This is a genomic window from Flammeovirga sp. AWQ4_249 (assembly GCF_056161045.1).
Window position 1 is genome coordinate 70339 of sequence record NZ_JBSWYJ010000011.1, and the last position, 26631, is coordinate 96969.

Annotated in this window: 22 protein-coding genes; 8 read left to right on the forward strand and 14 right to left on the reverse strand. The window is 31.1% G+C overall.

The genetic code is table 11. From position 1 onward, the window contains the following. Positions 1-214 precede the first annotated feature (214 nt). The gene (locus tag ACXAHM_RS10760) at positions 215-1873 is read left to right on the forward strand and encodes a C45 family autoproteolytic acyltransferase/hydolase (protein ID WP_474960447.1); all 1659 of its coding nucleotides are present in this window, start codon (positions 215-217) and stop codon (positions 1871-1873) included. A gap of 29 nt (positions 1874-1902) precedes the next feature. After that, positions 1903-2322, forward strand: a complete 420-nt coding sequence (locus ACXAHM_RS10765) for a hypothetical protein (protein ID WP_474960448.1) — start codon at positions 1903-1905, stop codon at positions 2320-2322. A 60-nt stretch (positions 2323-2382) separates the two neighbouring features. Here ACXAHM_RS10765 and ACXAHM_RS10770 read toward each other — a convergent pair whose 3' ends face one another. Beyond that, complete coding sequence (locus ACXAHM_RS10770) at positions 2383-3450, reverse strand: hypothetical protein (RefSeq protein ID WP_474960449.1); 1068 nt, start codon at positions 3448-3450, stop codon at positions 2383-2385. Positions 3451-3761: 311 nt separating this feature from the next. Continuing rightward, the gene (locus ACXAHM_RS10775) at positions 3762-4571 is read right to left on the reverse strand and encodes an energy transducer TonB (RefSeq protein WP_474960450.1); all 810 of its coding nucleotides are present in this window, start codon (positions 4569-4571) and stop codon (positions 3762-3764) included. Between the two features lie 427 nt (positions 4572-4998). Between ACXAHM_RS10775 and ACXAHM_RS10780 the strand changes: the two genes are divergently transcribed. Together ACXAHM_RS10780 and ACXAHM_RS10785 are read left to right on the forward strand one after the other, a co-directional pair. Next, on the forward strand, positions 4999-6198 hold the full coding sequence (locus ACXAHM_RS10780; protein ID WP_474960451.1) for a serine hydrolase domain-containing protein: 1200 nt from the start codon (positions 4999-5001) through the stop codon (positions 6196-6198). Positions 6199-6202: 4 nt separating this feature from the next. Next, positions 6203-8215 (forward strand): OmpA family protein, encoded by a 2013-nt coding sequence (locus tag ACXAHM_RS10785; protein ID WP_474960452.1) that lies wholly within the window; start codon positions 6203-6205, stop codon positions 8213-8215. Positions 8216-8476: 261 nt separating this feature from the next. Here ACXAHM_RS10785 and ACXAHM_RS10790 read toward each other — a convergent pair whose 3' ends face one another. From ACXAHM_RS10790 to fahA, 5 genes are all read right to left on the reverse strand, one after another. Further along, a complete protein-coding gene (locus ACXAHM_RS10790; protein WP_474960453.1) occupies positions 8477-9526 on the reverse strand; it encodes a PorP/SprF family type IX secretion system membrane protein in 1050 nt (349 codons plus the stop codon). Positions 9527-9538: 12 nt separating this feature from the next. Further along, complete coding sequence (locus tag ACXAHM_RS10795; protein WP_474960454.1) at positions 9539-10789, reverse strand: hypothetical protein; 1251 nt, start codon at positions 10787-10789, stop codon at positions 9539-9541. Positions 10790-10876: 87 nt separating this feature from the next. After that, on the reverse strand, positions 10877-11719 hold the full coding sequence (locus tag ACXAHM_RS10800; RefSeq protein ID WP_474960510.1) for an aspartyl protease family protein: 843 nt from the start codon (positions 11717-11719) through the stop codon (positions 10877-10879). Between the two features lie 551 nt (positions 11720-12270). Next, positions 12271-12816: a helix-turn-helix domain-containing protein gene (locus ACXAHM_RS10805; protein WP_474960455.1), complete on the reverse strand. Its 546-nt coding sequence runs from the start codon at positions 12814-12816 to the stop codon at positions 12271-12273. Between the two features lie 98 nt (positions 12817-12914). Further along, positions 12915-14171 (reverse strand): fumarylacetoacetase, encoded by a 1257-nt coding sequence (fahA, locus tag ACXAHM_RS10810; RefSeq protein ID WP_474960456.1) that lies wholly within the window; start codon positions 14169-14171, stop codon positions 12915-12917. A gap of 149 nt (positions 14172-14320) precedes the next feature. On the opposite strand from fahA, the gene ACXAHM_RS10815 reads away from it, so the two are divergent. After that, the gene (locus ACXAHM_RS10815) at positions 14321-15757 is read left to right on the forward strand and encodes an aldehyde dehydrogenase family protein (protein WP_474960457.1); all 1437 of its coding nucleotides are present in this window, start codon (positions 14321-14323) and stop codon (positions 15755-15757) included. A 134-nt stretch (positions 15758-15891) separates the two neighbouring features. Further along, a complete protein-coding gene (locus ACXAHM_RS10820) occupies positions 15892-16428 on the forward strand; it encodes a hypothetical protein (RefSeq protein WP_474960458.1) in 537 nt (178 codons plus the stop codon). Here the strand turns inward: ACXAHM_RS10820 and ACXAHM_RS10825 are convergent. After that, a complete protein-coding gene (locus ACXAHM_RS10825; protein ID WP_474960459.1) occupies positions 16425-17624 on the reverse strand; it encodes a DUF418 domain-containing protein in 1200 nt (399 codons plus the stop codon). The two genes, ACXAHM_RS10820 and ACXAHM_RS10825, sit on opposite strands and share 4 nt — an antisense overlap. Positions 17625-17724: 100 nt before the next feature. Here ACXAHM_RS10825 and ACXAHM_RS10830 point away from each other — a divergent pair, with 100 nt between their 5' ends. Then, entirely contained in the window at positions 17725-18126 is a 402-nt protein-coding gene (locus tag ACXAHM_RS10830; protein WP_474960460.1) for a hypothetical protein, read from the forward strand. Between the two features lie 323 nt (positions 18127-18449). On the opposite strand, the gene ACXAHM_RS10835 is transcribed toward ACXAHM_RS10830, so the two are convergent. The 3 genes from ACXAHM_RS10835 to metG form a co-directional block, all read right to left on the reverse strand. After that, positions 18450-19115, reverse strand: coding sequence for a hypothetical protein (locus ACXAHM_RS10835; RefSeq protein ID WP_474960461.1), 666 nt, complete (start codon positions 19113-19115; stop codon positions 18450-18452). 4 nt (positions 19116-19119) lie between these two features. Beyond that, complete coding sequence (locus ACXAHM_RS10840; protein WP_474960462.1) at positions 19120-19338, reverse strand: hypothetical protein; 219 nt, start codon at positions 19336-19338, stop codon at positions 19120-19122. A gap of 71 nt (positions 19339-19409) precedes the next feature. After that, positions 19410-21473: a methionine--tRNA ligase gene (metG, locus tag ACXAHM_RS10845; protein ID WP_474960463.1), complete on the reverse strand. Its 2064-nt coding sequence runs from the start codon at positions 21471-21473 to the stop codon at positions 19410-19412. Positions 21474-21828: 355 nt separating this feature from the next. Between metG and ACXAHM_RS10850 the strand changes: the two genes are divergently transcribed. Further along, the gene (locus ACXAHM_RS10850) at positions 21829-22566 is read left to right on the forward strand and encodes a class I SAM-dependent methyltransferase (protein ID WP_474960464.1); all 738 of its coding nucleotides are present in this window, start codon (positions 21829-21831) and stop codon (positions 22564-22566) included. 157 nt (positions 22567-22723) lie between these two features. Here the strand turns inward: ACXAHM_RS10850 and ACXAHM_RS10855 are convergent, their stop codons facing one another. The 3 genes from ACXAHM_RS10855 to ACXAHM_RS10865 all read right to left on the reverse strand — a co-directional run bounded on the left by ACXAHM_RS10855 (position 22724) and on the right by ACXAHM_RS10865 (position 26399). Then, the gene (locus ACXAHM_RS10855) at positions 22724-23239 is read right to left on the reverse strand and encodes a hypothetical protein (RefSeq protein ID WP_474960465.1); all 516 of its coding nucleotides are present in this window, start codon (positions 23237-23239) and stop codon (positions 22724-22726) included. 3 nt (positions 23240-23242) lie between these two features. After that, positions 23243-24418, reverse strand: a complete 1176-nt coding sequence (locus ACXAHM_RS10860) for a C10 family peptidase (protein WP_474960466.1) — start codon at positions 24416-24418, stop codon at positions 23243-23245. A 139-nt stretch (positions 24419-24557) separates the two neighbouring features. Further along, positions 24558-26399 (reverse strand): tetratricopeptide repeat protein, encoded by a 1842-nt coding sequence (locus tag ACXAHM_RS10865; RefSeq protein ID WP_474960467.1) that lies wholly within the window; start codon positions 26397-26399, stop codon positions 24558-24560. Between the last annotated feature and the right edge of the window lie 232 nt (positions 26400-26631).

A 26631-nucleotide genomic window follows, 5' to 3' on the forward strand; every position in this document is an offset into this window, starting at 1 on the left:
CTTTGTTGTTTTTGTTATTGCAATGTTACGGCAGTAATCATACACGAAATGTGAGCGAGTTCACATTTAGAAAAAAAGTTCAAAAAAAATATTCGTATCTTAGATAAGAGGTGGAAGAATAACCCATTTTTATTAAGATTATATTTCTAGTAAATCACACCTCTATTTTAGTTTATCATACATCACTTTACTCCAAAAACTACTCTATTACAGTATGAGATCCGTTACTATAAAATTAGGATTTGCACTAACTCTATTTTTAGTTATCATTATTACTTGGGCACATTCATGGTTATTTATCCCTTTACCAAAAGTCGATAACCTTTCTATTCTCCAAGCTAAAGTAGATACGATTAGTCAAAATCAATTTAAGATTAAGGAAAACTTTATTATTAAGAAAAAAGAGAAAATCTGGGAATTATATACAGAGGGATCTCCTTTTGAAATCGGTTATAGTACAGGTTTACTGAGCAAAACTATACTCCAAGAACAAGAAGCCATCTTTGCTCATCGATTAATAGAAAGTGCTCCCGGTAGGAATTTACATGCTACAAGAATTATCAGTGCATTTTATAACAGACATATGGATAATCTAATATTACCTGAATACTGTCAAGAAATGTATGGTATATCAATGCATATGAATCCTAAGTTTGATCCATTGGGTTCATCTTATCAACGTATCCTTAATTACCATGGCATATATGATACACATCGATCATTTGGAGAAATAGATGTGAAAGTAAATTCTGCTTTTGCAATCAATAATTCTAAAACGAAGGATAATGATTTACTCATTGGTAGAAACTTTGATTTTTTTGTAAGTGATCAGTATAGACAAGATAAAATTGTTCACTTCATCAATCCTAATGAAGGTTTTAAATTTGCATCCATCAGTTGGGCAGGGTTTATTGGAGCAGTTTCTGGCATGAATGAAACTGGACTTACAGTCACAATTAATACAGCCGAATCTAAAGTGCCTATCTCTGCATCGATGCCTATGTCTATTATTGCTCGAGAAATTTTACAATATGCTCAGACCATAGAAGAAGCCTATAATATAGCTTTAGTAAAAGAAGCTTATGTCAATGAATCAATACTTATCTCATCTGCTTTTGATTCTACAGCATTAATCATAGAGAAAACACCTAGTGGTATTGATACTGTTCATATGCGAAATGATGAATTAATTTGTACCTCTCATTTTCAAACAAAAACATTACGAAAACCTATTCAATATGATGACTCTTATGCATCCTATTATAGAGCTATTCGTTTACATGAACTTATTAACGCGAAAGAAAAATTAAGTGTTGATGATATGGCTACAATTCTAAGAGATACAGATGGTTTTGAAGGGCAGGATATAGGTTTAGGCAATGCCAAAAGTATTAATTCATTGCATTTGCATCACTCCATTATTTTTAAACCAGAAACAAAAGAAATGTGGCTTTCTACAAGCAATCATGGGATGGAAGAATATATCTGTTATGATCTTGATTCCGTATTTTATGGAGCCAAAAATTTTCCATTACCTTCAACATTAGCCTGTGAATCCAAACAGATCAACGAAGCAAGCCCTGCCTATTGGACTGATTATCATAAGTATCAAAAATTTAAAGGAATGGCCATACATTTTAAAAGTTGGAATAGTCAACTTCCACCTATTTCTCAAAAAATCATAGATGAGTTTATTGCTTTAAATCCAAAAGGATATAATGCATATGATATAATAGGTGATTATTATGTTAAAGCACATCATAAAAAAACAGCTGCTAAGTACTATAAAATGGCCTTAGATAAAGAAGTTAGTACAAATCGTGATCGAGATTTTATCAAGAATAAATATGAGTTGGCACTCAATAAAAAATAATTACACAAAATTTACACTAAAACCATGTTATGAAAAAAAGTTTGTTAATACTATTTGCCATAGTCTTTCTTTCTTGTTCGAATGATGATGACGAGTCAGTAGATTGCTCTACAATTGATTGCATACCCGCTGATCAATTAAAATTAAATATATTGAAGAATGACATAAACATCTTCGATATAAACCCTGAATTGGAATTGACTATCACTCAAAATAATCAAGAACAAGAATATACGACGAATGAAAATATTATTTATTTATATGTGTATGGGGATACTCCAATTCTAATTGCTATGGGTGATGATACGATAGAATTAAGTGGAAATATTACCACCTCTGAGGGAGAATGTTGTACCGTTTATACCATTGATCAAGTTTATTATAATAACTCAACAATTTGTGATGGAGGTGCAGCTTGCGATGAAGTTTTGACGATTAATATAAACTAAAAAAGAGCTACTAAAACGATAGGATTTTAGTAGCTCTTTTTTTGGAGATAATCTCTTTTATCAATGAACTTGAATACTTTCTGCTAATTTTTCATTCGAAAATTCTTCTAGTTCAGCTATTGCCATTTTCTTATGATTAATCACAATAGAATCATTTTCTATGGAATGTAAAAACTTCCTCAAAAGTTCAAATTTGTTTTTATCCATTTGTTCTGATAAAGCTGCTAATTGTTCAGAAATCGATGAAATTGATGCATTTGTTGTTGCTAATGTTCCTTGAAATTCTTTCATTTTCTCTTCAGTATTCGAAAGAGAAGTATTAATACTATCTACATCACTTACTGTTTGATGAATATTTTCTTCCAGAGATACAATTGATGAATTCGTTTCTATTAAAGAACTATCTAAATCATCCAGTTGATTTTGAGTCTCCAAAACATATTCACCAACTGTTTTTATATTTTCATTTGATCTTTTAATACTTGATGAATTTTTAGCAATTCTTACTTGTAAAGTATCCACTTTCTCATCCGTTTGATCTAATTGATCCTTAACACCTAAAACAGAATTTTTTGTTTCTACTATATTTCCAGCAATCACATTGTTGCTTGATTTATTATAACCAATTTCACTAATTATGGATTGAAATTGTTCTCTTTCTGAAGATCCTAAATTCTTAGAAAGCAACTCCAATTCATTCATTTTATCTAAATAGGCTTTTTGATTGGCTACTTCTTTTTGTTCATCTTTTTCATCTTCAATCTTCTCAATCCAAATATTTAATCCAATTGCTAATCCTACTAAAGCAATACTTAATACATGAGATAATCGAGGATTTCCGTCATGATCTGTAAAGTTGTAAACAGCGGATATCAAACCAAAAATACCTGCTATAAAAGTAAAGACTATCTTAAAGAATTCTTCATCTGTTTTATATTCAATTGCCTCTATTTTTAAATCAATAAAAGTGAAAGCAAAGAGAGAAAAGACCAATGCCGTTCCAAAGATGCCAAATAGCGCTTCTCTTTTCGACTGAATTTTTGCTTTTGATTTTTGAAGAATAAAAATACCAAAAAGAAGAAGTATGAAGTGAGAAATTAGTCCAATTGTTAAGAAGTTAATGTCCATTGTCTAAATAAAATTTATAATTCGCTTTCAAGTTTACGGTATGCAAACGATACATTTTATAATCAATACTATGATAAAATAGTTGATAAATAATTGATTGACAATCTACTCGTTTTTTGGGAAAAGAAATATGTAAAAAATAATAATAATCTAAAAAAGATAGTAAATGAGAAACTACAATTCATTAAAAAAAGCTACCGAAATAGGTATATTCCGATAGCTTCTTTGATTACAATTATGATAGTTTTTTCTCTGTGACAAGAGAGGGGAGTCATTTTAAGTAACTCATCATCTTAGTCGTAGAAAAAATATTAATTAAGGCGAAAAGAGATGGGTAAAACCATTTTTTGACGAACAGGTCTTCCTCTTTGTTCACCTGGATTCCAATTAGGACATAACTTTAAGATCCTTATTGCTTCCTCATCACAACCTGCTCCAATTCCTCTTACAACTTTTAGATTCGAAAGTGAGCCGTCTCTTTCTACGATAAACTCTACAAATACTCTACCTTCAACTCCCATTCTTTTGGCTTGACCTGGATATTTTATTTTTTTGCTTAACCATTTATAAAATTTGGTCATACCGCCTTTATATGTTGCAGCCTTTTCAGCTATCAAAACAAAATCATCTATTGGTTCTTCATCCTTCTCTTCTACAAAAACATACTCCTCAATAGGTTCATTTTCATCAATATCTTCTGGAATGTCGATATCAATGTCTTCGATTTCTTGCTGATTGTCAACTTCAACAATTTTTATAACAGGAGGTGCCTTTACCTTTTGCGGTACTTTTGGTTCTGGTAAAATAAATGCTGAATCAATATCGTCTGGTTCAAATACATAGGTATGTTCTAATTCCATTATTGATGATCCTGAAGAGGGATATTCAAAAGCGGCTAGAACTGTTAACATCACAATACTTAAACCTAGCATTCTAAAAAAAGACGTGTACCTTTCTAGGTTTACCTCATCGTATTTTTTGACAAGGGAATTGCTTTCAGATAATGGAGTAGAGTTTTTCTTTTTTACTATGAATTTAAAAATTTGGACAATGGCAATCAAAGAGGCTAGAAAGGCTAAAACTAGGCCTTCTAGACCTATAATTCTTAAAATATCAATCATACTTAATGAAATTTATAGCGAAAAATGAAGTCTAATTTTACTGGAAAAAACATAATTTTTCCAAAGCAAAAAAGGAATACATTTTTACACTCAGGCATGTCTATTTACACACCCATTATGAACAGATAATTTTAAAGAAGAGGCCTCTTCCACATTAATAAGGTACGGGTATCTAATGGGGAACATGAGTGTTTTAACCAACTTAACAGCGAATTATTGAATATTGACATTGATTAACACTAGATTTAATAATTCTCTTAATTTTTTTAAAATTTATTTTGAATAAAAAAGAAAAATTGAAACTTTATACTAACAATTGAGTATAAAGCAGAATAATGAAATGTAATTACATTACTTTTACATATCTTTACAATAGTGTCATAGCAAATTATAAATACTAAATAAAAATCTAACTAAACGCTTTACTATGAACTTAAAACCAATGCTCACAATGAGCCTTCTATTTCTATGTCTAAAAATAGAAGTATACTCTCAAGTAAATTTTATTGAAAATCGTATTGATCACATCTATCGTGATCTTGAATCTAATTACTCCAATCAAGGAGCTTCAATCTCTGTCTTTAATGCGGATAGCATTCTCTATCAAAAGCATTTTGGCATACAAGATCATATTAGTAAATCTCCTATCAATGATTCTTCGATGTTTTATCTAAGTGATATCACCAAAACAGTTATCGCTACTGCAATTCAACATGAATTTGAAAAAGGAATTCTACATCCTGATAGTATAATTGGGCATTATCTTCCTCATTTAAATTTAGAAGAATCGTTGATTAGGGATATCAAGGTACAGGAATTACTTTATCATTATTCTGGAATCCGGGAAATGGAATTTAGAGTAGAAAGAAAATATTCTGCAGGCTATTATGATGAGAAAACAAGACTTCAAAAAGGTCCTAAAGAAACTCAAAAGTTAACGAAAGACATTAGTGAGAATACTATTTATTTTGATGCACAGAAAAAAACAAAATATTCTAATGTAAATTATTTACTCTTGGTAGATCTGATAGAAACAGTCAATAAGACCACTTTTAATGACTATTGTCAAAAAACTTTCTTCCATCCTTTAGGTATTGAATCAGCAACTTTTTCACATATAAAAGATCAATATCTCGTCCATCCTTACAGACTATTTTACAGAGATTTTCCTGAAGATTCTACCGAAAGAGCTATTCAAAACGTTTATCGAATGGCATCACCATATCATATGAATAGTGCATATATAGATGGACTTTATATGAGCACTTCTGATTTCACAAAATGGATCCAATATTTATTGAGATTGAATAATAATTCTTATCAAGGAGCAGCTCCAAAAGTAAATATTGAAAAGGTATGGCAACAAAAATCAGAAATTAAAGATGTAGACTTTTGGTATTTAAAAGCTATTAAAGGAGGTTTATCCATGGGGTGGCATAACAAAACTATACTGAATACAGATATTGTCATTAGCTTTTCTCAAACTCCGGGCTTTCCATCTGTATGTTTCATTGTTCCCGAAAAAAATATTGGTGTATGCATTTTAAGTAATACAAATGATTTCCCTGCCTTAGGGCTTTCCTATTCATTACTCGAAATTATCAACGAAGAACAACTTATCTACTAAAATCATGTCTAGAATTATATTAATAACACTCTCATTTTTCTCATTTCATTTTTGTCTCGGTCAAAAGGGTAAACTTGGAGATGTTACCCTTCAAGGAAATGGAAATATTGTCAATGAATTTACCACATTGACAAAAGATATTCAGAAAGGAACAACTCAAATCAATGTCAAAAATTATCATCTAAATACTCAAAATAGATTTAAGAAACCACTACATAAAGGTGATCTTATTATGATAATCCAAATGCAAGGCGCTGAAATAAATGCTCTTGATGACAGTATATCTTATGGAGAAATTATCGATTATCATCAATGTGGAAATTGGGAATTTCAAGAAATCTCTCAAGTAAATGATTCTCTTATTTTTCTAACAGAAAAGGTTAAAAATGATTACACCATAAAAGGGAAAACACAAATTGTGAGAGTTCCGAGATATAGTAACCTTATTCTAAAAGAAATTTCAACACTTACCACTGAAGGTTGGAATGGTGAATACGGTGGAGTATTGGCTATTGAAGTGAATAAAGATCTTGTGATAAGAAATAAAGCTAAAATTACAGCCACTGGTTTAGGTTTTAGGGGTGGAAGACAAAATACTGCTGCTCAATACCATGAAACCGAAAGGGTCGATATGGAAGTGATGAACTATAGAAGCTTCTCTCCGTTTATTGGTGCCGAAAAAGGAGAAGGTGTTGCTGGATGGTATACAGAATACAATCATTTTTATAATGGTAAATACGGAAGAGGTGCTGCTGCCAATGCAGGCGGTGGTGGTAACTCCCATAATGCTGGTGGTGGTGGTGGTGCTAATGCTGGTATTCCAATGGATTGGACCGGAAATGGAAATCCTGATATTTCTGAAGAAAAATGGAAAAAAGCTTGGGCTCTAGAAAAGTCACTCACTCCATATTCCATTTCATCAGGAGGTGGCAGAGGTGGTTATTCTTTTTCATTTCGAAGAAGTAATGCTTTTAAAAAAGGTCCAGGAGATAAAACTTGGTCAGGAGATAGAAGACAAAATAATGGTGGTTTAGGTGGTAGACCATTGGATTATTCGTCAGGAAGAATTTTTCTTGGTGGAGGAGGTGGAGCCGGTGACTCTAACAATTTTAATGGAACAAAAGGAGGCAATGGTGGTGGAATCATCTATATCTTATGCAATAGAAATATTTATGGCAAAAGAAATGGGATAAGCCTTATTGAAGCCAATGGTGAAGCTGCTTTAACGACTACCATCAATATTAGTGATTCAGGACATAGAGCTGGAGATGCTCCCGGAGGAGGTGGAGGCGGAGGTGCCATTATTTTAGATAACAAAGGGAGTATTGAACATATAATTGTAACTGCAAATGGTGGAAATGGTGGTTCACAAATGATCATATATCAAGCTGAAGCTGAAGGTCCAGGAGGAGGAGGTGGTGGTGGTTATATTGCCGCTAATAACACTTATTCTTCAGTAGTATTAGAAACTTATGGAGGCTTAAATGGTATTACGAATGCTAATGGACATTCTGAATTTATTCATAATGGGGCTACATTTGGTGGGATAGGAGTCATTGCTCAAATCTCAAATTATAGTTATACTTCTGCTCAAGAAATACAAGGCGCTGATAAATTGGTTTTCAGTAAGAAAAGAGAAATATCTTTCGAGCATATTTCGGAAAATGAAGAGCACATTCTTTTCAATATGTACTTTGAAAAACGATCTGATAGAATCACTAAACTTAGTAATGAAGTTTTGGAAAAAATTGTAGAACACCTAAAAAAGAAACCCGAACTCTATTTCTATGTAAAAAATTATTGTAATGAATTTGATAGAGAACAAAAGAATCGAGAAATGTCTTTAGATAGGGCCAATAGCTTAAAAAATTACTTGGTAAAAAATAAAATAGCTTCAAATCGAATCATCACAAAAGGATTCGGAAGTCATACGAATACATCAGATATGAATGAGATAGGTAAGGAAAGTTCTCACACTGAATTTGCCTTTAGTACCGAAAATAATTTCTTACAATAAATAAAATGGAAAAATAGAGTAGCAGATCTCCTCATAGATTTTCTATATACTTAACTCAATAAAATCTATTTGACTCTATTGATACTCTAAACCATATTTGTAATGTAATAATAAGAAAATCACATCTTTCAATCATTCTTATTAATAGATCGGAGAATGTAGATTTCGCGAACTTAACAAATAAAATTTTCCCATTTTATCTCTCAATAAGTACAGATCAATGCAAGGTCTGTACTTTTTTATTTTTAATAATATCTATCATTACAACACCGGTAAAGTACTTAATTTCTTTATAGATTTCTTGTAAGAGTCATTTGAAAATCCTGCTGATAATGTAAATTCAACAGTAGGTTGTAAATATGAAATACTTGAAATTGGAGGATAATAGGATACCCTTAATTCTATATGATCACTTTCTTTATTAATCCTACCAATCTTTGAATAACTCGCTTTATCTCCAAAAGGAACTTTGACTGAAGTAGTAATAAACACTCTAGACAAATTAGAAAAGTCAGAAATAGAAGGGATCCATCCTCCACCCATCTTTATAACAGATAATCTTCCTTCTGCTGAAATGTACATTTCATTGTTTGCTCCCTGATTAAAAAATCCTACTGTAGTCTCTACACCATTACTTGAGCGTGGATCAAAGAAAATATATCTACTCATCACTTCAAATCTCGGTTTCAAATCTTGTAGAATACTCACTTCATCATTTTGATTAATGAAACCTTGCAAATGTTTAGCAGAAACACTTACGAAAAAGTTTTCATGGGTATAAAAACTTATACCACCGCCAATATCAACAGTTCCTTCTTGACGCATAGCTAAAGAATAAGAAGGTGTTGCTCCAATAAAATCTGAATCTGAATCCAATTGACTATAATAGACTCCTGGACTATCTCCAAATTGATGCATCAAGTAACCTAATGAAATTCCAAAACTAAATGCATGATCCATATTTCTATATGTCATTGACAATGGAATACTAAATGTCTGTTGAGTAAGCGTTGTAATTTCTTCTTCTCCATTCATAACTGGTATTCTCACTCTATCGAATAATACCCCAAGTCCAAACCCATTTCGCATGCTTGAGTTTCTATAAATGCCAATACTACCTCCAACACTTACATATTCCATCCCTTCATGTTGTGAAGCATACCTAATTCCAACATTCGCTTTATTATAAGTCGATCCCGCAAGGGCAGGGTTATGTGAAGAAGGTAACCAAAGTGGATTTGCAGTAATCAAATCCTGTGCATAAAGTGAGGTTGAACAAAGAAGTAAGAAAGTATATAGTAATTTTTTCATTCGTCTAGTGAGTTAGGGCGTTACAATAAATGAAGTATTCAAGTTCTCTACCAGACCATCATCATATTCCAGTTTTATTTTTGCATTGTATAATGAAGAACTCAACGATTCATCATCTCCAAAAATAAAATTAGGATCATTCGACTCAAATACTAAAAGATTTGTCGCATTAAAGATCTTTATATTAAAATTATCAATAGACACTCTATCTCTAATCAATAAACGATAACTGCCATCTTCGTTAGCACTACTTCTCTTTGAAACGGCTGTCGGTAATTTCACTCTTGGAAAATAAGGAACCTCTACATTTCTTAGCGTATCTCTATTAATTCCACTTTGACAATTAATGGCTCCTGAAGCATCACTTGCAATCAAAACAACATCATATTCTTTATAGGGAGTGCTTTCTCCTTTTTTAAGATTAGGAGTAGCAAAATTGAATATAAAATCAGCATTATAATAAGAGAATGACGAACCTATTAAATTTCCATCTTCATACACTTCCCATAATTGTTCAGCGCTATTAATTGAATTGGAAGAAAATGTAAGTTGTCCATAGGTTTGAGAAGCCACAACATAATTATCATCGATTACTGCTCTTGCAATGGGTGCAACGGCACCAAGATCTCCTTCATTTACTTTTTGTCTATTCAAACATTGATTATCTCTTGATGATTCTAGATAAATATCAAACCGTAATGAATCTTCTAACGGTCGCTCAATACGCATATCTGTCAAAGTACCTTGAGTACCATCGATCGTTAATTGCTGTTCTTTATAAAATCTATCATTTACATAAACTAACACTAACTCATTGGTTAGCGTATCTCCATCTGTTGTAAAGTTGATTGAAACATAATCACAATTATATATCAAATCAGTAATTGGATTAAAGTTGATAGTACGTTGGATTAACCCAAAAACATCAACGATTTGAGTCTCATTAGAAGTTACAGAAGTGGTATTATCCAACATTGTAACGACAACTTCATGTTTATCAATAGTAATATTGTCATCGTCAATAGCAACTACTAAATAAGTTACTGTAGGTGATGATGTAATAACATTCGTCAAAATCCCCAATTGATCTAAACCTGAAACAGTCTGAAAAGTCTCATTACTTTGATGTGTAATTGTAAAAATTAGGGTATTAGGTAAGTTATCTATACAAAATTCTTCATTATCTACGCTTACATCAAAAGCGTATGCGGTTGGATTCCATAGAAGTGTTTGTAGTAGAAAAAAAAAGAAACAACGTTTCATATGCTAGTAAATTAAAAAGATGTTTTAGAGCTATGTTATATAGTGTATAACAATGTAGTTTGAATTTATCATAATTGAAAATAAAAACTAAAGGTATCTATTCTGAATCAATATTTCTTTCCTTTGATAAGAAATAATGAACTTCTGCTTGGACATTATTTCAAAACCCAAAATTCCATCGATTATCGTATTCTTGTTGAGATGATCTATGTTTGAAAAAACTGTATTGATGGATTTAAATTCAAAATCACCGATATACATCTTCTTTATTTTTCCTTTTTTGACTTCTTCTTTACTTCCTGAAATTCCTATTAGTCCTGTTGTTTTCACTCTTTTTAAATTACTTTTCAATAGCTCAAAATGATGAATTGAAAATAAATTGGCACCAGCTCCACAATCAATCGCCATATCAAAAAATCTATGATCAATTTGAACTTCAATAATTGGTAAATGCCCTTTCATCTCTTTAATGGGAAACTTAGTATACTCTGAATGTCGATCAACTGTCTTTTGGTATTCTATGAAAGCCTTTGGTTGAATTAATGTGATCTCTTTCTTTTCATAATCAAATGAGATATCAAAGTGGTGTATAAAATCTGTTCCAATGATTCCATAAATCTCTGTATTTGTTTCTTTACTAAATGTAGAAAGATCAGTTACTAAAACTTTTTCATTTTCAGCTTTCAACTGTCCAAATTGAATGGAAGGAATAATCAAAATATCTTGTTGGTTTTTCACTTCAATATTATGAACACCTTTCCCTTTAGCATTTGATATTGATTTTGATTCTTCTGTTGCTTGGAATTCAGTATTCAAAATAGTTCTGGAAGAACCACTATCTAATATAAACTTTCTTGGTTGTCCATTAAGAATAACATCTACAATAAGTAATTTACTTTTGAGTTCAAATGGAATAATTTGATAACTCATTGCAGACAAATTATGCACCTTTAATTTATCTTCTTTGTGTAATACTTTCACTTTTGCTTCTATCAGAGAAAGTGAAATCACTTTATTTTCTTCATTAAAAGAGATGCTTGTTTTTTGGGTTCCTAAGTTCTCATATACAAAACTATATATCAACGTAAGTTTCTTCTCTTCTTTCAATTGCTTTACCTCTTGAATAGAAAGAATATTATCATTTAATTTTTGAGTAAATAGCATTTGCATTACCTGTTCTGCTATCTCTCCTTTTTGTCCTAAAATACTAAAATCTTCTGATAGCCAAGGTTTAATTTCATCAATGGATTTTAATTGAATTCCTTCTTCTAAAATAGAAACAAACGATTTACATTTTGATACATCTTGAGCATAAAGAGTAGTTAAAAGAAGGTTGAATAGAAGAAAAAAACTAAAATTATTAATCAATGATTTCATGAGATTTACTTTAAATGAATAATGAAGTAAAACTAAATCATGATCTTATTTTATAATTGAAAAAGGAGGTGGATAAGAGTTCTAGTTGAGGGTGGATTTTATACTCATACCTCATTTAAATGCTTTATTACAATATTTTTCAACTTTTTACGATCAGAGATCTTCAATTTCTTATAGATATTATTGATATGCGTTTTGACAGTACTCAATGAAATATTCAATTCATCTGCTATTTCTTTATTCATTTTTCCTTTCTGAACTAATGCTATTACTGCCAATTCTCTATCAGACAAAGTATCTATTTTTTTTAGGTTTAATTCCTTTTGCTTTCTGATAAATAATAAGAGATAGAATAGACCTACAATGCCTATAATAATGCTAATTATTAAAAAAATGACTTCATACAGTTCAAGCTGAAATACCTTTATAGCTGAACTAGCTTCTATCATTGAATATTGATTTTCATTCAACTGAATTACTCGAACTGAATCAGATGTTTTCTGGGTAAGAATATTCAATATTTCTGCAGTTCTTTCAGAATTAGATTTGACAATAATGCTATCATTATATTCAGCAGCTAAAACTGAAAAACAAACAAATAAAAGAGAAATGATTGGAAGAAAAATTTTGAATAGAAGTCGATGTATCATGTTGAATTTCATAATTCTCTAAACGAGGAATAACAATAAAGGACGTATTACTAAAAATAGATACGTCCTTTAAATATATATTAAAATTATCTTTTTAATTATTCTACGATCTGTCCAATAGCTTCACCAAAACCAATTCTTAAATCACCATTATCACAAAAACCTTTCAGTGTAATTGTATCATTATCTTCTAAAAATGTACGTGTTTCTGAACCAATTTGAAGAGGTTCTTTTCCATTCCAAGATAATTCTAATAATGAACCATAAGAATCTTTTGTAGGTCCCGAAATAGTACCAGAAGCACACATATCTCCAACATTTAAATTACAACCATTCACTGTTTGATGTGCTAATTGTTGCGCCATACTCCAGTATAAATATTTAAAGTTTGAAGTAGCAATCTTAGCTTCATTTCCTAAACCAGTTTTTAGATAGACTTCTAAATTAATATCAAATGTAGAAGGTGAATCATTTTGTAAGTAAGGAAGTGGAGTAGGAGATTGTTCCGGTCCTTTTGTTCGGAAAGGCTCTAAAGCATCCAATGTTACAATCCATGGAGAAACGGTAGAACCAAAGTTTTTACCCAAGAAAGGTCCTAAAGGTACATATTCCCATTTTTGAATATCTCTGGCAGACCAGTCATTGAAAAGCATTAAACCAAAGATATAATCCTCTGCTTGATCAACGGATACACTTTCTCCTAAAGCTGTAGATTGCCCAACCACAAAGCCCATTTCTAACTCGATATCCATTCGACTGGATTTACCGAATACAGGTGTTTCTGCTCCCGGAGGCATTTTCTGTCCATTAGGTCTTTTGATAGGTGTTCCTGAAATTACAATAGAAGAAGAACGTCCATGATATCCTACTGGAAGATGTTTCCAGTTTGGCATTAATGCATTGTCCTTTCCTCTAAACATCGTTCCGACATTGACTGCATGTTCTTCTGAAGAATAGAAGTCCGTATAATCACCAATTTGAATTGGTAAGTGCATCGTCGCCTCTTTTTGAGCAACCAATACATTTTTATCTGCTAATTCAGTATTTCCTTCTTTTAATAAATCGAAAATCTTAGCACGAACTTCTTGATGTATTTTCTTTCCTTTTGCTAGAAATGGATTCAATATCTCTTGTGAAAAAGTAATGGCTGCATCTTTAAAAATACCATTAAAATGACCTAAAAGAGCTACTTCTTCCAAATCAAGAATATCATTTCCAATCGCAATTCCCGCTCTTTTCGTTTTGGTTGATGTACTAAAAATTCCGTACGGTAAATTCTGAATAGGAAATTGAGAGTCTGAAGGTACGCTGACCCATGATTTTACTGAGGGATCATTAGTATGATCAATAGCCATAGTTATTTCTGTTTATTGTGTTGATTATTGGTTAGCACATGACATTAAATTTGCATGTTATTAAGATATTCATGTAATTAACGTAATTCTCACATTTTATAATAGTATTTTACTATTAATTTTTTCATCAAATTTCTAATCAATTCATCATGGACGCTATAATGGACCCATCAATTTCAAGTTCAAAAATTGAAGATATATTCATTCAACTAAAAGAGAATACTGCAAATGTTAAAGCCACAAATGCCAAACAACGTATTCAAAAGTTAGCGAAATTAGAAGAGTATATCCTAAAAAACAGAACCGAAATTCAGAAGGTTATTCATTTAGATTTCAAAAAGAATCCAATCGAAGTCGATGCCACTGAGATACTCAGTACAATGGGATTGATTAGACATACAAAGAGAAACTTAAAAAAATGGATGAAACCGCAAAAAGTAGGTACTCCATTAAGTATGTTGGGAACATCATCTAAAGTAGTTTTTGAACCAAAAGGTGCTTGTTTAATTATTGCTCCTTGGAATTACCCATTTTACTTGGCAATCGCTCCATTAATTTATGCCATTGCAGCTGGAAATACAGTAGCATTAAAACCAAGTGAGATTTCTAAACACACTTCGGGTTTTATTCAGAAAATGTTGGATGAACTATTCCCTGCCAATGAAATTAAAGTAATACAAGGTGGAGTTGATGTTTCTACTGAATTATTAAAAAAGAAATTCAATCATATTTTCTTTACAGGCAGTCCCCAAGTTGGGAAAATTGTAATGAAAGCCGCATCTGAAAACCTTACTTCAGTCACGTTAGAGTTGGGAGGAAAATCTCCTACAGTTATTTGTGAAGATGCTGATTTAAAAGATGCCACTGATAAAATCACATGGGGGAAATTTGTCAATGCTGGGCAAACATGTATTGCTCCTGATTATGCCTTAGTTCCTACACATCGTATGGATGAGTTTGTAGAACAAATGACCAATACTATTAATGAATTTTATTCTCCAAATGGAGAAGTTATCAGTGCTTCAGAAGATTTCTGTAGAATCATCAATAATAACCACTTTAATCGTATCAAAGGTATCATTGAAGAAGCAGCTCAAAAAGGAGCTACAATTTTGATGAATGGAGAGATGGATGAAAGTACAAATTATATTCCTCCAACATTGGTCACTAATGTAACAAATGACATGCGTATCATGCAGGAAGAAATCTTTGGACCTGTATTTCCTATCATGGCTTATGATCAATTAGATGAAGCTTTACTAATAATTGAAGAGAAAGAAAAACCTCTTGCTTTATATATCTTCGGGAAAAAGAAAAAACTAATTAAAAAGGTCTTAAATAATACAACTGCTGGAGGTACTTCTATTAATGAAACATTAGTACACATCAATAATCCAGAACTTCCTTTTGGAGGAGTCAATAACAGTGGTATTGGCAAATCACATGGAAAGTATGGTTTTATTGGTTTCAGTAATCAAAGAGCTGTTTTAAAAAATAGGGTAGGAATGACAGGAATTAAACCTGTTTATCCTCCATATGGTAAACTTGCTAGTAAATTGACTGATTTTATTATTAAGCACTTCTAATATTTAATATTACTATAAATAGAAATCCCATCAGAATTCAATTTCATTCTGATGGGATTTTTTTATTCATTTTTTAAAACGATATCTTATATAAAAATTATCATCACAACAGTTCTTTTTCTAAGTATATATTAATGCTTTCTTTCTGCACAAAATATTTCTTAACTCTATTATTCTTATTGGTAAGTCATACTATTTTTTCTCAAGAAATTATTTTTCTAGGAGGTATTGCTAATGATACTTACCTAAATACAAAAGGAGGAAGTTTACAACTTGAAGGTGGTTATCCTGTTATTAAAAAATTAAATATTGGTGTCTTTGGAAATTTTGGCTACAAATTCGGAAAAAATGATGATTTAAATCTTCACCCAAGTGAGCAACAACAAAGACTTGATATTAACTTTGGTATCTACAAGGAATTTATCATAGCAGATAAAAGTAAATTAAGAGTACAAGGTGGAGTTGGATATGGTAAAATGTTAGATTTAGAAGCTGATATTAATGTATCTTCTATTTCTCCATTTGTAGCCATTGGATATTACTTAAAATTAACGAACAAAACCATGATAGGTATCAGTTATGGTATTCGTGGTAATGAACTGGTTTATGATAATTTCAATTTTGGATTCATTTATTCTTTTAAAAAAAATCATCAAGAAATTAAGGATTAGAATTTAGGCCACCATGTCAATTTATGCCATAGCATTTCGAAGGGGCCTTGTTTATATTTCTTTAGCCAAAAATGACAGAACATCATTTGACAAAATAAAAAGACGAAACCAATTAGAAGACTAAAAGCTACTCCACAGGTATCTGCTAAGTGAAATCCATAACCAAAGTATAAAATTCCTCCAAAAACAGATTGTAATATATAATTGGTCATACTCATTTTACCATAAGTCTGAAATGGTTTACTTATTTGCTTTACTTTGTCTGATTTATACACCAAAACAATTACAGCAACCCAAATTAGTGTAAAACTAAATTTCCACCACATATCGAAAGTAGTTCCTAGTGTTCTTCTAATTACTTCAGGATGATCACTTCCTAAGAATTCACCTTTTAGATATAATAATGGAAGCATAGCTATAAATGAATATAGCAATACCTTTTTCCAATAAGGATAATTTTCAGTTTTGAATGCACCTACTTTTCCTAACCAAAAACCAAGGATAAATAATCCCATGGTTTGAATAGCTCTTCCACATTCTATTGCCCATAATAAAGAAAATGATTGACCATAGGTAAAATTACCCCATAAGGTTTCTAAGAAATTTCCTTCTTTAATAATAGCCATTGCTGCTTTCCATGGAGCAACAAACATTCTATCTGCAGGTACAAAATCAGGATTAATCAATGAGTAAAGATATAAACCTATATCTGTAGGTTGTAGTAAAAAGAAAATCGCCCCTATTAGTAAAGCCTTATTCGACCAATTTCTGACAAAGAATAAAACCACGCCTGTTAATGCATATAACATTAATACCTCTCCAGGAAAAAATAATGCATTGATACAAGCAAATAAGGTTAATGTCAAAAGTCTCCACAAATAACGATAGCCAAAATCCTTACCTTTTTTGACTTGTTTGTTATTCATTAAATAAAAAGTAAAACCAAATAGAAGGGCAAAAATTGAATACGTCTTACCTGCAAACAGAAAAAAGATACCATCAAATAAGTAGGTATTCAAAGTGTTTAACCAATCCGGGTTTAAAGCCTTATCAGGATAATGGTAATAATTAAAATGTTCAATATTATGGATAAGCATAATAATCGCTACTGCATATCCTCTAAGTACATCTACAACATCAATTCTAGATTTTGTGATTGTAGTAGTATTCGTTTGTTGTGTTAATGTAGGTTCCATGCCCTAATTTACATTAAAATAGGGAGGTAAAGAAACTTGTATTTTCACTTTGAATGAGTAATTTTACGTCGATTCAATATTATTTATTTGACTTTTTATCATGACTAATTTTTTTAAACTATTCAGCTTAAGCATCCTATTTTCTTTTGCCCTATTAGGATGTGAAGAAACAGAGACAATCTCGCCAGAAGAAAATAATGATTACTACATTTATGAAAATGGTAGTGAAATCATCAAAGTAATTGTAAAATCAAATGGTACTTTCCAAATGTCTTATGGATATGGAATTTCTCCATCAGAGGGTTTTGAATATGCTTGGATCAGTGAAGGACAATATTCAGAGTATTCTCAAGAAGGATTTACGATTACTTCAGAACGCTTTTTCAATACTTGTGATGATTGGGAAGATGATAATGAAAACTACGATGAAGATTTAACTAGGTATAGAAAAGTAAATACTGCTTTTGAAATCAATTGTTCACACTTTGATTTGTTAAAGTAAAATTACAGAAAGAGTAAATGGAAGTTTACTCTTTTTTTATACAAAAAGCTCTTACAAGCAAGGAACTTGTAAGAGCTAAAATCAATTGATCAATAGTTGTTTCTCATAATGTAGTGGTCTAGTTCTACATTACTTTACTCAATTAAAACAAACCTTAGGTAAAGAATCGCTTATAGTATTATGAAATAAATTAACTAATCATTATCACTTTATATACTCAGCTTTTTTTCTCTTTTTATTTTATAATACAATAATACGAAACTCATGTAACATTGTTACTATTTAGGTAGTTAACAGATATTATGTAACCAATTAATTATGTGTTACTTAATTCCTAAAAGTTTTTCTCTGATTTTTTTGATATAACCAAACTGTGGACATCTTTCTAATAATAGATCTAATTGCTTCACATAAGCTTGAATTAAATCTTCATTATCTTTTTGTCTTTCATAAATATGTTGACCAACAAGCCAATGCACCCTTTCTGCAACTGACATTGTTTGTCCATAATTTTGGTAATGTTGAGGAAGTAAATTGGATAATCTCCAAGTACGTACAAATGATAAAAAGTTAGGAAGATATTGATTGAAGTGCATGACCAATTCCAATATCTGATAAAAAGTTTTGGGCCTTTCTTTTTGAGGGTGAAATTTTAATGGAGCAAAAAGAAGTAAAAGCTGATCTGCTAGATCATATTTTTCCTGTTCTAATAATACTTTAAGTTCATCATAAAAAGACAAACAAGCGCAGTATTGTAATCGATCAGCTTCTTCTGGAATATATTCAACAAATGGAGAATATAATTCTAAAAATTGTTGATGTTCGTTTTCCTGAAAAGCAACTTTCAGCATATCATAAAGTACCCATGCCATAGCAGCATGAATTTCTTCATCATTAGGAGAAAGCTCTAACAGTCTTCTAGCTGTAATAAATGCTTCTTGATATTTACCTTCTTCTCTTAAGCTATAAATTTCACGAACTGAATACATCTAACTATTTACCAAATTTACCATTTCTACGATTCTGATCTCTTTTTGCAGTTTGTTTTGACATGATAAATCTCAATACTAACAACAAAGTTGTTGCACCTGCATATTGTAATGTTTCCATGTATTCTTCACCGCGATCATACTCATAGTAAGCCAATAGAAGTAATGAGACAGCTGCTATGATAAATATGAAATTAGCGATATTTCCGAATCCTTTGCCCATAAGTTTAGTGTAGAAAAGTTGAAAGAAAAAGCCCACAATACTACTACTGTGGGCTTTAAAAGTTTATATAATTAACGAATGATTCCGCCTTCAGCAATTTGTGAAGAAGGAGAAACAAACGACAATGAACCATCTTTATCTTCAGCCATCAAGATCATACCTTGAGACTCGATACCTCTGATTTTTCTTGGAGCTAAGTTCACAAGAATAGAAACTTGCTTACCAATAATATCTTCCGGAGAGAAAAACTCTGCGATACCACTCACTACAGTTCTCTTATCAATACCAGTATCCACTGTCAATTTTAGAAGTTTCTTGGCCTTCTTCATTTTCTCAGCTTCAATGATAGTACCTACACGGATATCCATTTTTTGGAAATCATCAAACGTAGTCTCTTCTTTTTGAGGTTCAACTGGAGTTTGAGCAAGTTTTGTCTTCTCTAATTTTTCAATTTGAGCTTCGATCACTTTATCTTCTACTTTGCTAAATAATAATTCAGCTGGAGCTAAACGATCATAAGCAGAAACTAATTCAGCATTACCTACTTGATTCCAATCCAATGATTCCATACCCAACATGTTTTGGATTTTCTTAGCCGTATTTGGTAAGAATGGATCAATAGTGATGGCCAAGTTTGCAGCAATTTGTAAAGACATATTTAAAATAGTCTTCACTAACTCTGGATCCTGCTTAAACAATTTCCAAGGTTCAGTATCTGCTAAATATTTATTTCCTAAACGAGCTAACTTCATTGCTTCAATTAAAGCCTCTTTGAATTTATATTGCTCGATTAATTTTTCAACTCGTAAAGGAATTGCTTTCATTTCAGTAATGATTGCTTCTTCCATTGGAGTAAATTCGCCAGCTACAGGTACTTCACCTTTAAAGTATTTGTGAGTAAGTACAACTGCTCTGTTGATAAAGTTACCTAAAATAGCCACTAACTCGTTGTTGACTCTTTCTTGGTAATCTTTCCATGTGAATTCAGAATCCTTATTCTCAGGAGCGATTGATGTTAATACATAACGTAATTCATCCTCACGACCTGGAAGATCCTCTAAGTACTCATGTAACCAAACTGCCCAATTACGAGATGTAGATAACTTCGCACCTTCAAGATTTAAGAATTCATTGGCAGGGACATTATCTGGTAAAATAAAGTCACCATGAGATTTTAATAGGATAGGGAAAATTAAACAGTGGAATACGATATTATCCTTACCAATAAAGTGTACTAATTTCGTATCTGCTTTTTTCCAGTAATCTTCCCAGTTTTTACCTTGAGAAGCCGCCCAATCTTTCGTTGCAGAAATGTATCCAATAGGAGCATCTAACCATACATAAAGTACTTTTCCATCTGCACCTTCAACAGGAACTTTTACACCCCAATCCAAATCTCTAGTCATTGCTCTAGGCTGTAAACCTTGGTCTAACCATGATCTACATTGACCTAAAACTGAATTTTTCCATTCAGAAGGATTATGATGTTCTCTACCATCTAAAACACCATCATTAATCCAAGTACGTAACCAATCTTCATGTTTGTTCATTGGTAAGTACCAGTGACGCGTTGTTTTTAAAACTGGCGTATTTCCTGTGATTTGAGATTTAGGATCGATTAAATCTGTTGGGCTAAGTGCCGATCCACATTTTTCACATTGATCACCGTAAGCACCTTCATTACCACATTTAGGACAAGTACCTGTAATGTAACGGTCTGCAAGGAATTGATTCGCTTCTTCATCATAATATTGAGAAGATTCTCTCAATTCAAATTCTCCTTTATCGTTTAATACTTTAAAGAAGTCTTGAGCAGTCTCATGATGAATAGGAGCAGAAGTTCTATGGAATAAATCGAATTCAATCCCAAAGTTCTTAAATGTATCTCCAATTTGCTTATTGTACTTATCAATAATATCCTGAGGTGTAATGCCATCTTTCTGTGCACGAATGGTAATCGCAGCACCGTGTTCATCACTACCACAAATAAAAGCTACATCTTTTCCCTTTTGACGTAATGATCTTACATAAATATCAGCTGGTAAATAAGCTCCAGCAATATGTCCAATGTGTAAAGGTCCGTTTGCATACGGCAAAGCCGCTGTTACGGTGTATCTATTGTAATGTTTTGACATGGATTGTCTTTAAATTTCTATCCTTCTTAAATGACTAGGCACGCTATTTTTACTGACGATAAGTCGATGCAAAGATAAACATTTTGCTTTTTTATTCACTACTTAATAGTACTGATTTACAGTTGTTTTCAATAGAAAAAAGCGAAGTTATTCACAATTAAAACTTACAATTGTTGATAACTTATTGAAAAACGTTAATTTCTTATGAAAAAGGTGAATTTTCAAAAACTTATGCACAGTATTTAAATTTGTTTTGATCCATAAACATGAAAAGCATACTTTCGCATATTGATTTCTCAAAACAACCACAAAGGTAAGAGTTGTTTATTATAGAAAAACAAAACTAGTGAATAAAATGCAAAAGGGTGAAGAATGGTTTGATCAATGGTTTAATACACCATATTATCACATTCTATATCAAAATAGAGATTTTAAGGAAGCTGAACAATTTATGTGTACACTTTCTGATAATTTAAAGATCTCCAAAAGTGACAAAGTACTTGATCTGGCATGTGGAAAAGGTAGACACTCTATATTTCTAAATAAACTTGGGTTTAATGTAGAAGGCATCGATTTATCCACAGAAAGTATTCAACATGCACAACAATTCGAAAACGAACGATTAAAGTTCAATATTCATGACATGCGTGAGCTTTATAAAAAGGAAGAATACAACTTCGTCGTTAACTTATTCACAAGTTTTGGTTATTTCGAGACTGCTGAAGAAGATTTATTGGCGTTAAAGATGATTGCACATAGTTTGAAGGAAAAGGGAATTTTTGTCCTTGACTATTTTAATACTTATAAAGTCATCAACAGTTTACCTGAAAAATCTGTGATCGAAAGACCTGAATTAGACTTTAATGTGCATAAGTTTCTAAATAATCGTCATGTAATGAAGCAAATTGAATTTACAGACAAAGGAAAGCACTATATATTCACAGAAAGAGTTGAAGCATTAAATAAATCAGATTTTTTAATGCTATTTGAGGCAGTAAATCTTAAAGTTATCAACATTTTTGGTGATTATAAGCTGAATTCTTTTGATAAAGATACTTCTGATCGTATGATTTTCGTTGTTCAGAAAGGTTAATAGCATAATTATATATGAAAAAAGGGGTATTCTTAAATGGGTATCCCTTTTTTTGTTGATATGATTTTATTTATATACCTTTTTATAGTCTATAAACAATAAAAAAACTGAAAGTTATTCACAATGGTTGGTATTATTTGTGAATAACTTTCAGTTTTTATTTTAATTTTACAATATAATAATGTGAATCAATTTTAGTTAATTCATTATTATTATATGTTATTTTATTAATATAATAGTCTGAATTTATTTTATTATATTCTATATTGATATAACCAATTTTATTTTCTTCTACTTTTAATTGAAGTTTACTCTCTACAATATCTAAACTAGAATCATTCAAAAATGGTAATCCATCAAAACGAAGTAAAGTAGGTATTTCATTATTAGAATTTTCTATAAGTAACCCATTAGGATTATCTAAAATAGCTGTAGTTTCAAGATCCTGTAAACTAAATAGTTCACCATCTATTTCATAATGTAACTCGAATTCGTCAAATGGTAAAATTATATTACTTTCAGAAAAATTTAATAGATCATCAGCTGATTCATTCTGAAAACTTAATAAAACTGTAGTTGTTAAATTACAACATTCTTTAATATTTTCTTCTTTATTACCTTTCGTACAGCTAATAGAGATAATAACTGATAAAATAAAAATTATATACTTCATAATTTAATTTGGATATAATCTATAAATCATTTCTTTTTTTGTATTAAAGTTATATGATCCAGGAGTAAAATCATTAGATAAAAACCAACCATTATTACTACCTGACCAACCCCAATTCATGTGAATATATAAAGAAGAATAAGTATATGATTCATATTCATAATTTGTACCCGGATTATGAATAGTTATATATTTGTATTGTCGATAACCATCAGCTACCCAAGCATGTCCACCTTGATTACCTTCTCCTCTTAAAATAACAGGTCTATCATTATCGATTTCTATTTTAAATAATCTAGTATTAAAAGAACCATAAAAAGCATATGAAGAATAACCAAAATTATTTACTAATACATTTTTAGCATCTGATGTATATGCTCCTGATCCAGAGCAATTATAACTCATATTTACATATATACCAATATCTCTTAATAACCTTGAAGTTTCAGAAGAACCTCCAGACATTGAACTCCAAGAATATGTATTAGGGTATTCCCAATATTTCATAACTTGACCAACTGCAACAGCTACACATCCTGCTGGAACTTTATTACATGAACCTGTTTGGCAATATTGTAATAAATCATTATATCCACACCCTTGCCCCCATGATGTATTTAATAAAGGACCTTCATTATAATAAATACTTCCTCCATTTACAGTTTCCTCTTCACCTACAGGAGGAGCAGCAAAATCCCAATGAGTGTTTATTGAATCTGTTTTATTATTTCTAAGATACTTAGAGAATAGTTTACGTTCGTTTACCCAATTATATAGTCCTTCATTATTTGGATTTATAGAATAGACATCAAAAGTATTATTAGAAGAGAATCCTATAATTGGTTCGTCATTCTTTAAAGCTGAAACTATAACAAATCCAGAAGGAATATAATTAATAATATAAAAAGAAGGTAAATTATCAACGCCAAGAACAACATCTATACTTTTTACCTCCAAATCATTATTTAAATTAGACTTACGAAACGAGCTTTTATTATCTAGATTATTGATATCATAAACAAAGTTATTTGCTACTTTTAAAGCCATGTCTTGAGAAACGTCATAGCTCTCATTAAAAATTGACTCTTTTTCAAAATTGGATTTAGTACATGAAAATAAGTTCAATAGTAGAATAGAATAGAATAGAATAGAATTTGCTTTTTGAACATAGTTATACATAGTTAGAAAAAATAATTGACTTAGCAGCTAAAAATTATTATAAAATTTATTTTTTGTATACAAAACAAATTTACATATATATATCTGATTTTCAAAAATATATTCATGTAGATAATCTAAACTTATTATTTTTTGAAATCTATGATTTGTTCACATTATCACCACGAAGTGTTCTAAATCGCTTACGCGCATCTACTTCATAACTGGATCCTTTGAACTTAATCAGAATATCTTTGTAATAATTCATGGCTGTTTCTTTATCATTAAGATGATCTTGATAAATTGTTCCTAGAAGATAATAAGAATCATCTGCAAGGATATCATAACCATAGAATTCAACAATTTCTTTTAACGGTTCGACCGCTTCATCATATTTTCCCAATTTTATCAACAAATGTGCTTTTTCCCAAAGAATTTCGTCAGATAAACGATGTCCTTTGAACTGTACTAACATTTGTTCGTAACCTTCGATTGCTTCGAGGTATTTTCCTTGAAATACTAACAAATCCATCTTTGCATATTCTTCCATTGCTAAAGAAGTCGTATCCAAGTTAAGATTATCACTGATCAACATCGAAAGTGCCATAGCATCATTACTGATCGTTCTAGATGTCGCTAATTTCAAGATATCCAATTGGGATTGAGCCAATCTAAAATCACCTGTATAGTAATATAGCTTCGCATTCTTCAATTTAGCCATATGCCCAATGGTCATTTCACGATTAGCATTAGCAACTTGCGAATAAAGTAGAGAAGCTTCCCAAGGATTATCTTGTAGCAAATAGATATCCCCTAAATCAAGTTTAGCTTGTGAAACTAAAGACTTAGGAATTGATCTATTGTTGATTAGTTCTTTTAATTCTTCAATAGCTTTGTCTTTTTCATCTAAATAGAAAGCTTGTAACAAAGCCATATTTCTTAATGCATCTCCAGTTTGTCCATTTAAACCAATTTCATCAATGATCTGTTGGTAATCTTTCACAAGAGAATTGATTTGTTCTTTGTCAATAGGGTAGGTACTTTTCACAATTTCCTCCTTTGTTTCTATCAACAGTTTTCGAGACATCGGATAGACTGCATAATCTTTATAACGATCGACTAGATATTGGAAAATCTTAGAGGCATTCTTATAATCCTGATTGTTTTTGGCTAAACGTCCAATTTCCAAGATCTTATAACCTTCTAAGCGAAGACGTTTATCAAGTGCACGAGCCTGTATAAAAGCGGCATAGAACTTTTTCTGCTGTAAGTAGTACCAAACTATCAATTCGTTAAAGACCGTCATATTCGCGTTCTTCTGCACCATTGTGAGTAACTGAGGTTCTATAAGCTCAAAAGTCTCTTCTGTTGTTAATCGATCCTGTAGTGCCATTTCAACATATTCCAATTGATCAGGCTTCACTAACAACAGCTGCATGTACTCATCTATCATCAGATCATATTTTCCCCAATTAGAATATAGATCTGCCAATTCATAGTAAAAAGTCTCTCCTTGGTTCTTCTCACCAGTTCTATAGCAATTCTCCGCATAGGTGTATAAACCGAGATCTATACAGTAGAGAGCTGCATACCTCAACTTAGTTGTATTATTAGCAACTCCCTTGATATACGTGTCCATTATCTTATCCCCATAGAGTGTATCTTTTTCAATCAACTTTACTCTTGCGTAATCCACATTGTATATCGAATTTTTAGGATTACTCTTTGTTATTTTACGGAGGTACTTATCTGCCTCCTTTAATTCTTCCTTTTTTAAAAGAATGTTGAGATAGTTTTCATGGATTTGAACAATCAAGTCTTTGTTCTTAACCAAGTCCCTGTATAATTCAAGGGCTTTATCATATTCTTCCGTTTTATAATATTCCTGGGCTAAGTTTAATTTCTCTTCTGTTTTATTTTGAGCTAAACTGATTTGAGAGATAATGAAACATAGGAAGAAATAGAGATGCGTCTTTTTTTGACCAAATGCGGTTTTCAACATTTCACTCTTTAATAGATTATAAAAAAATAAAAATTTAAAATTCTTTTTTATTATTATTAGGGCTGTTTATAAGTTGATAACTCAGAATACTAACAGACTTTGATTACTTATACACAATCTTATTAATATACAATACCTCCTCTAATATACCTAAAAACAACGATTTTAAGCGCTTTTCAACACTTTTTACAGTTATTAATACCTTTACTTATTCAGTTAATTTGTGTGTGTA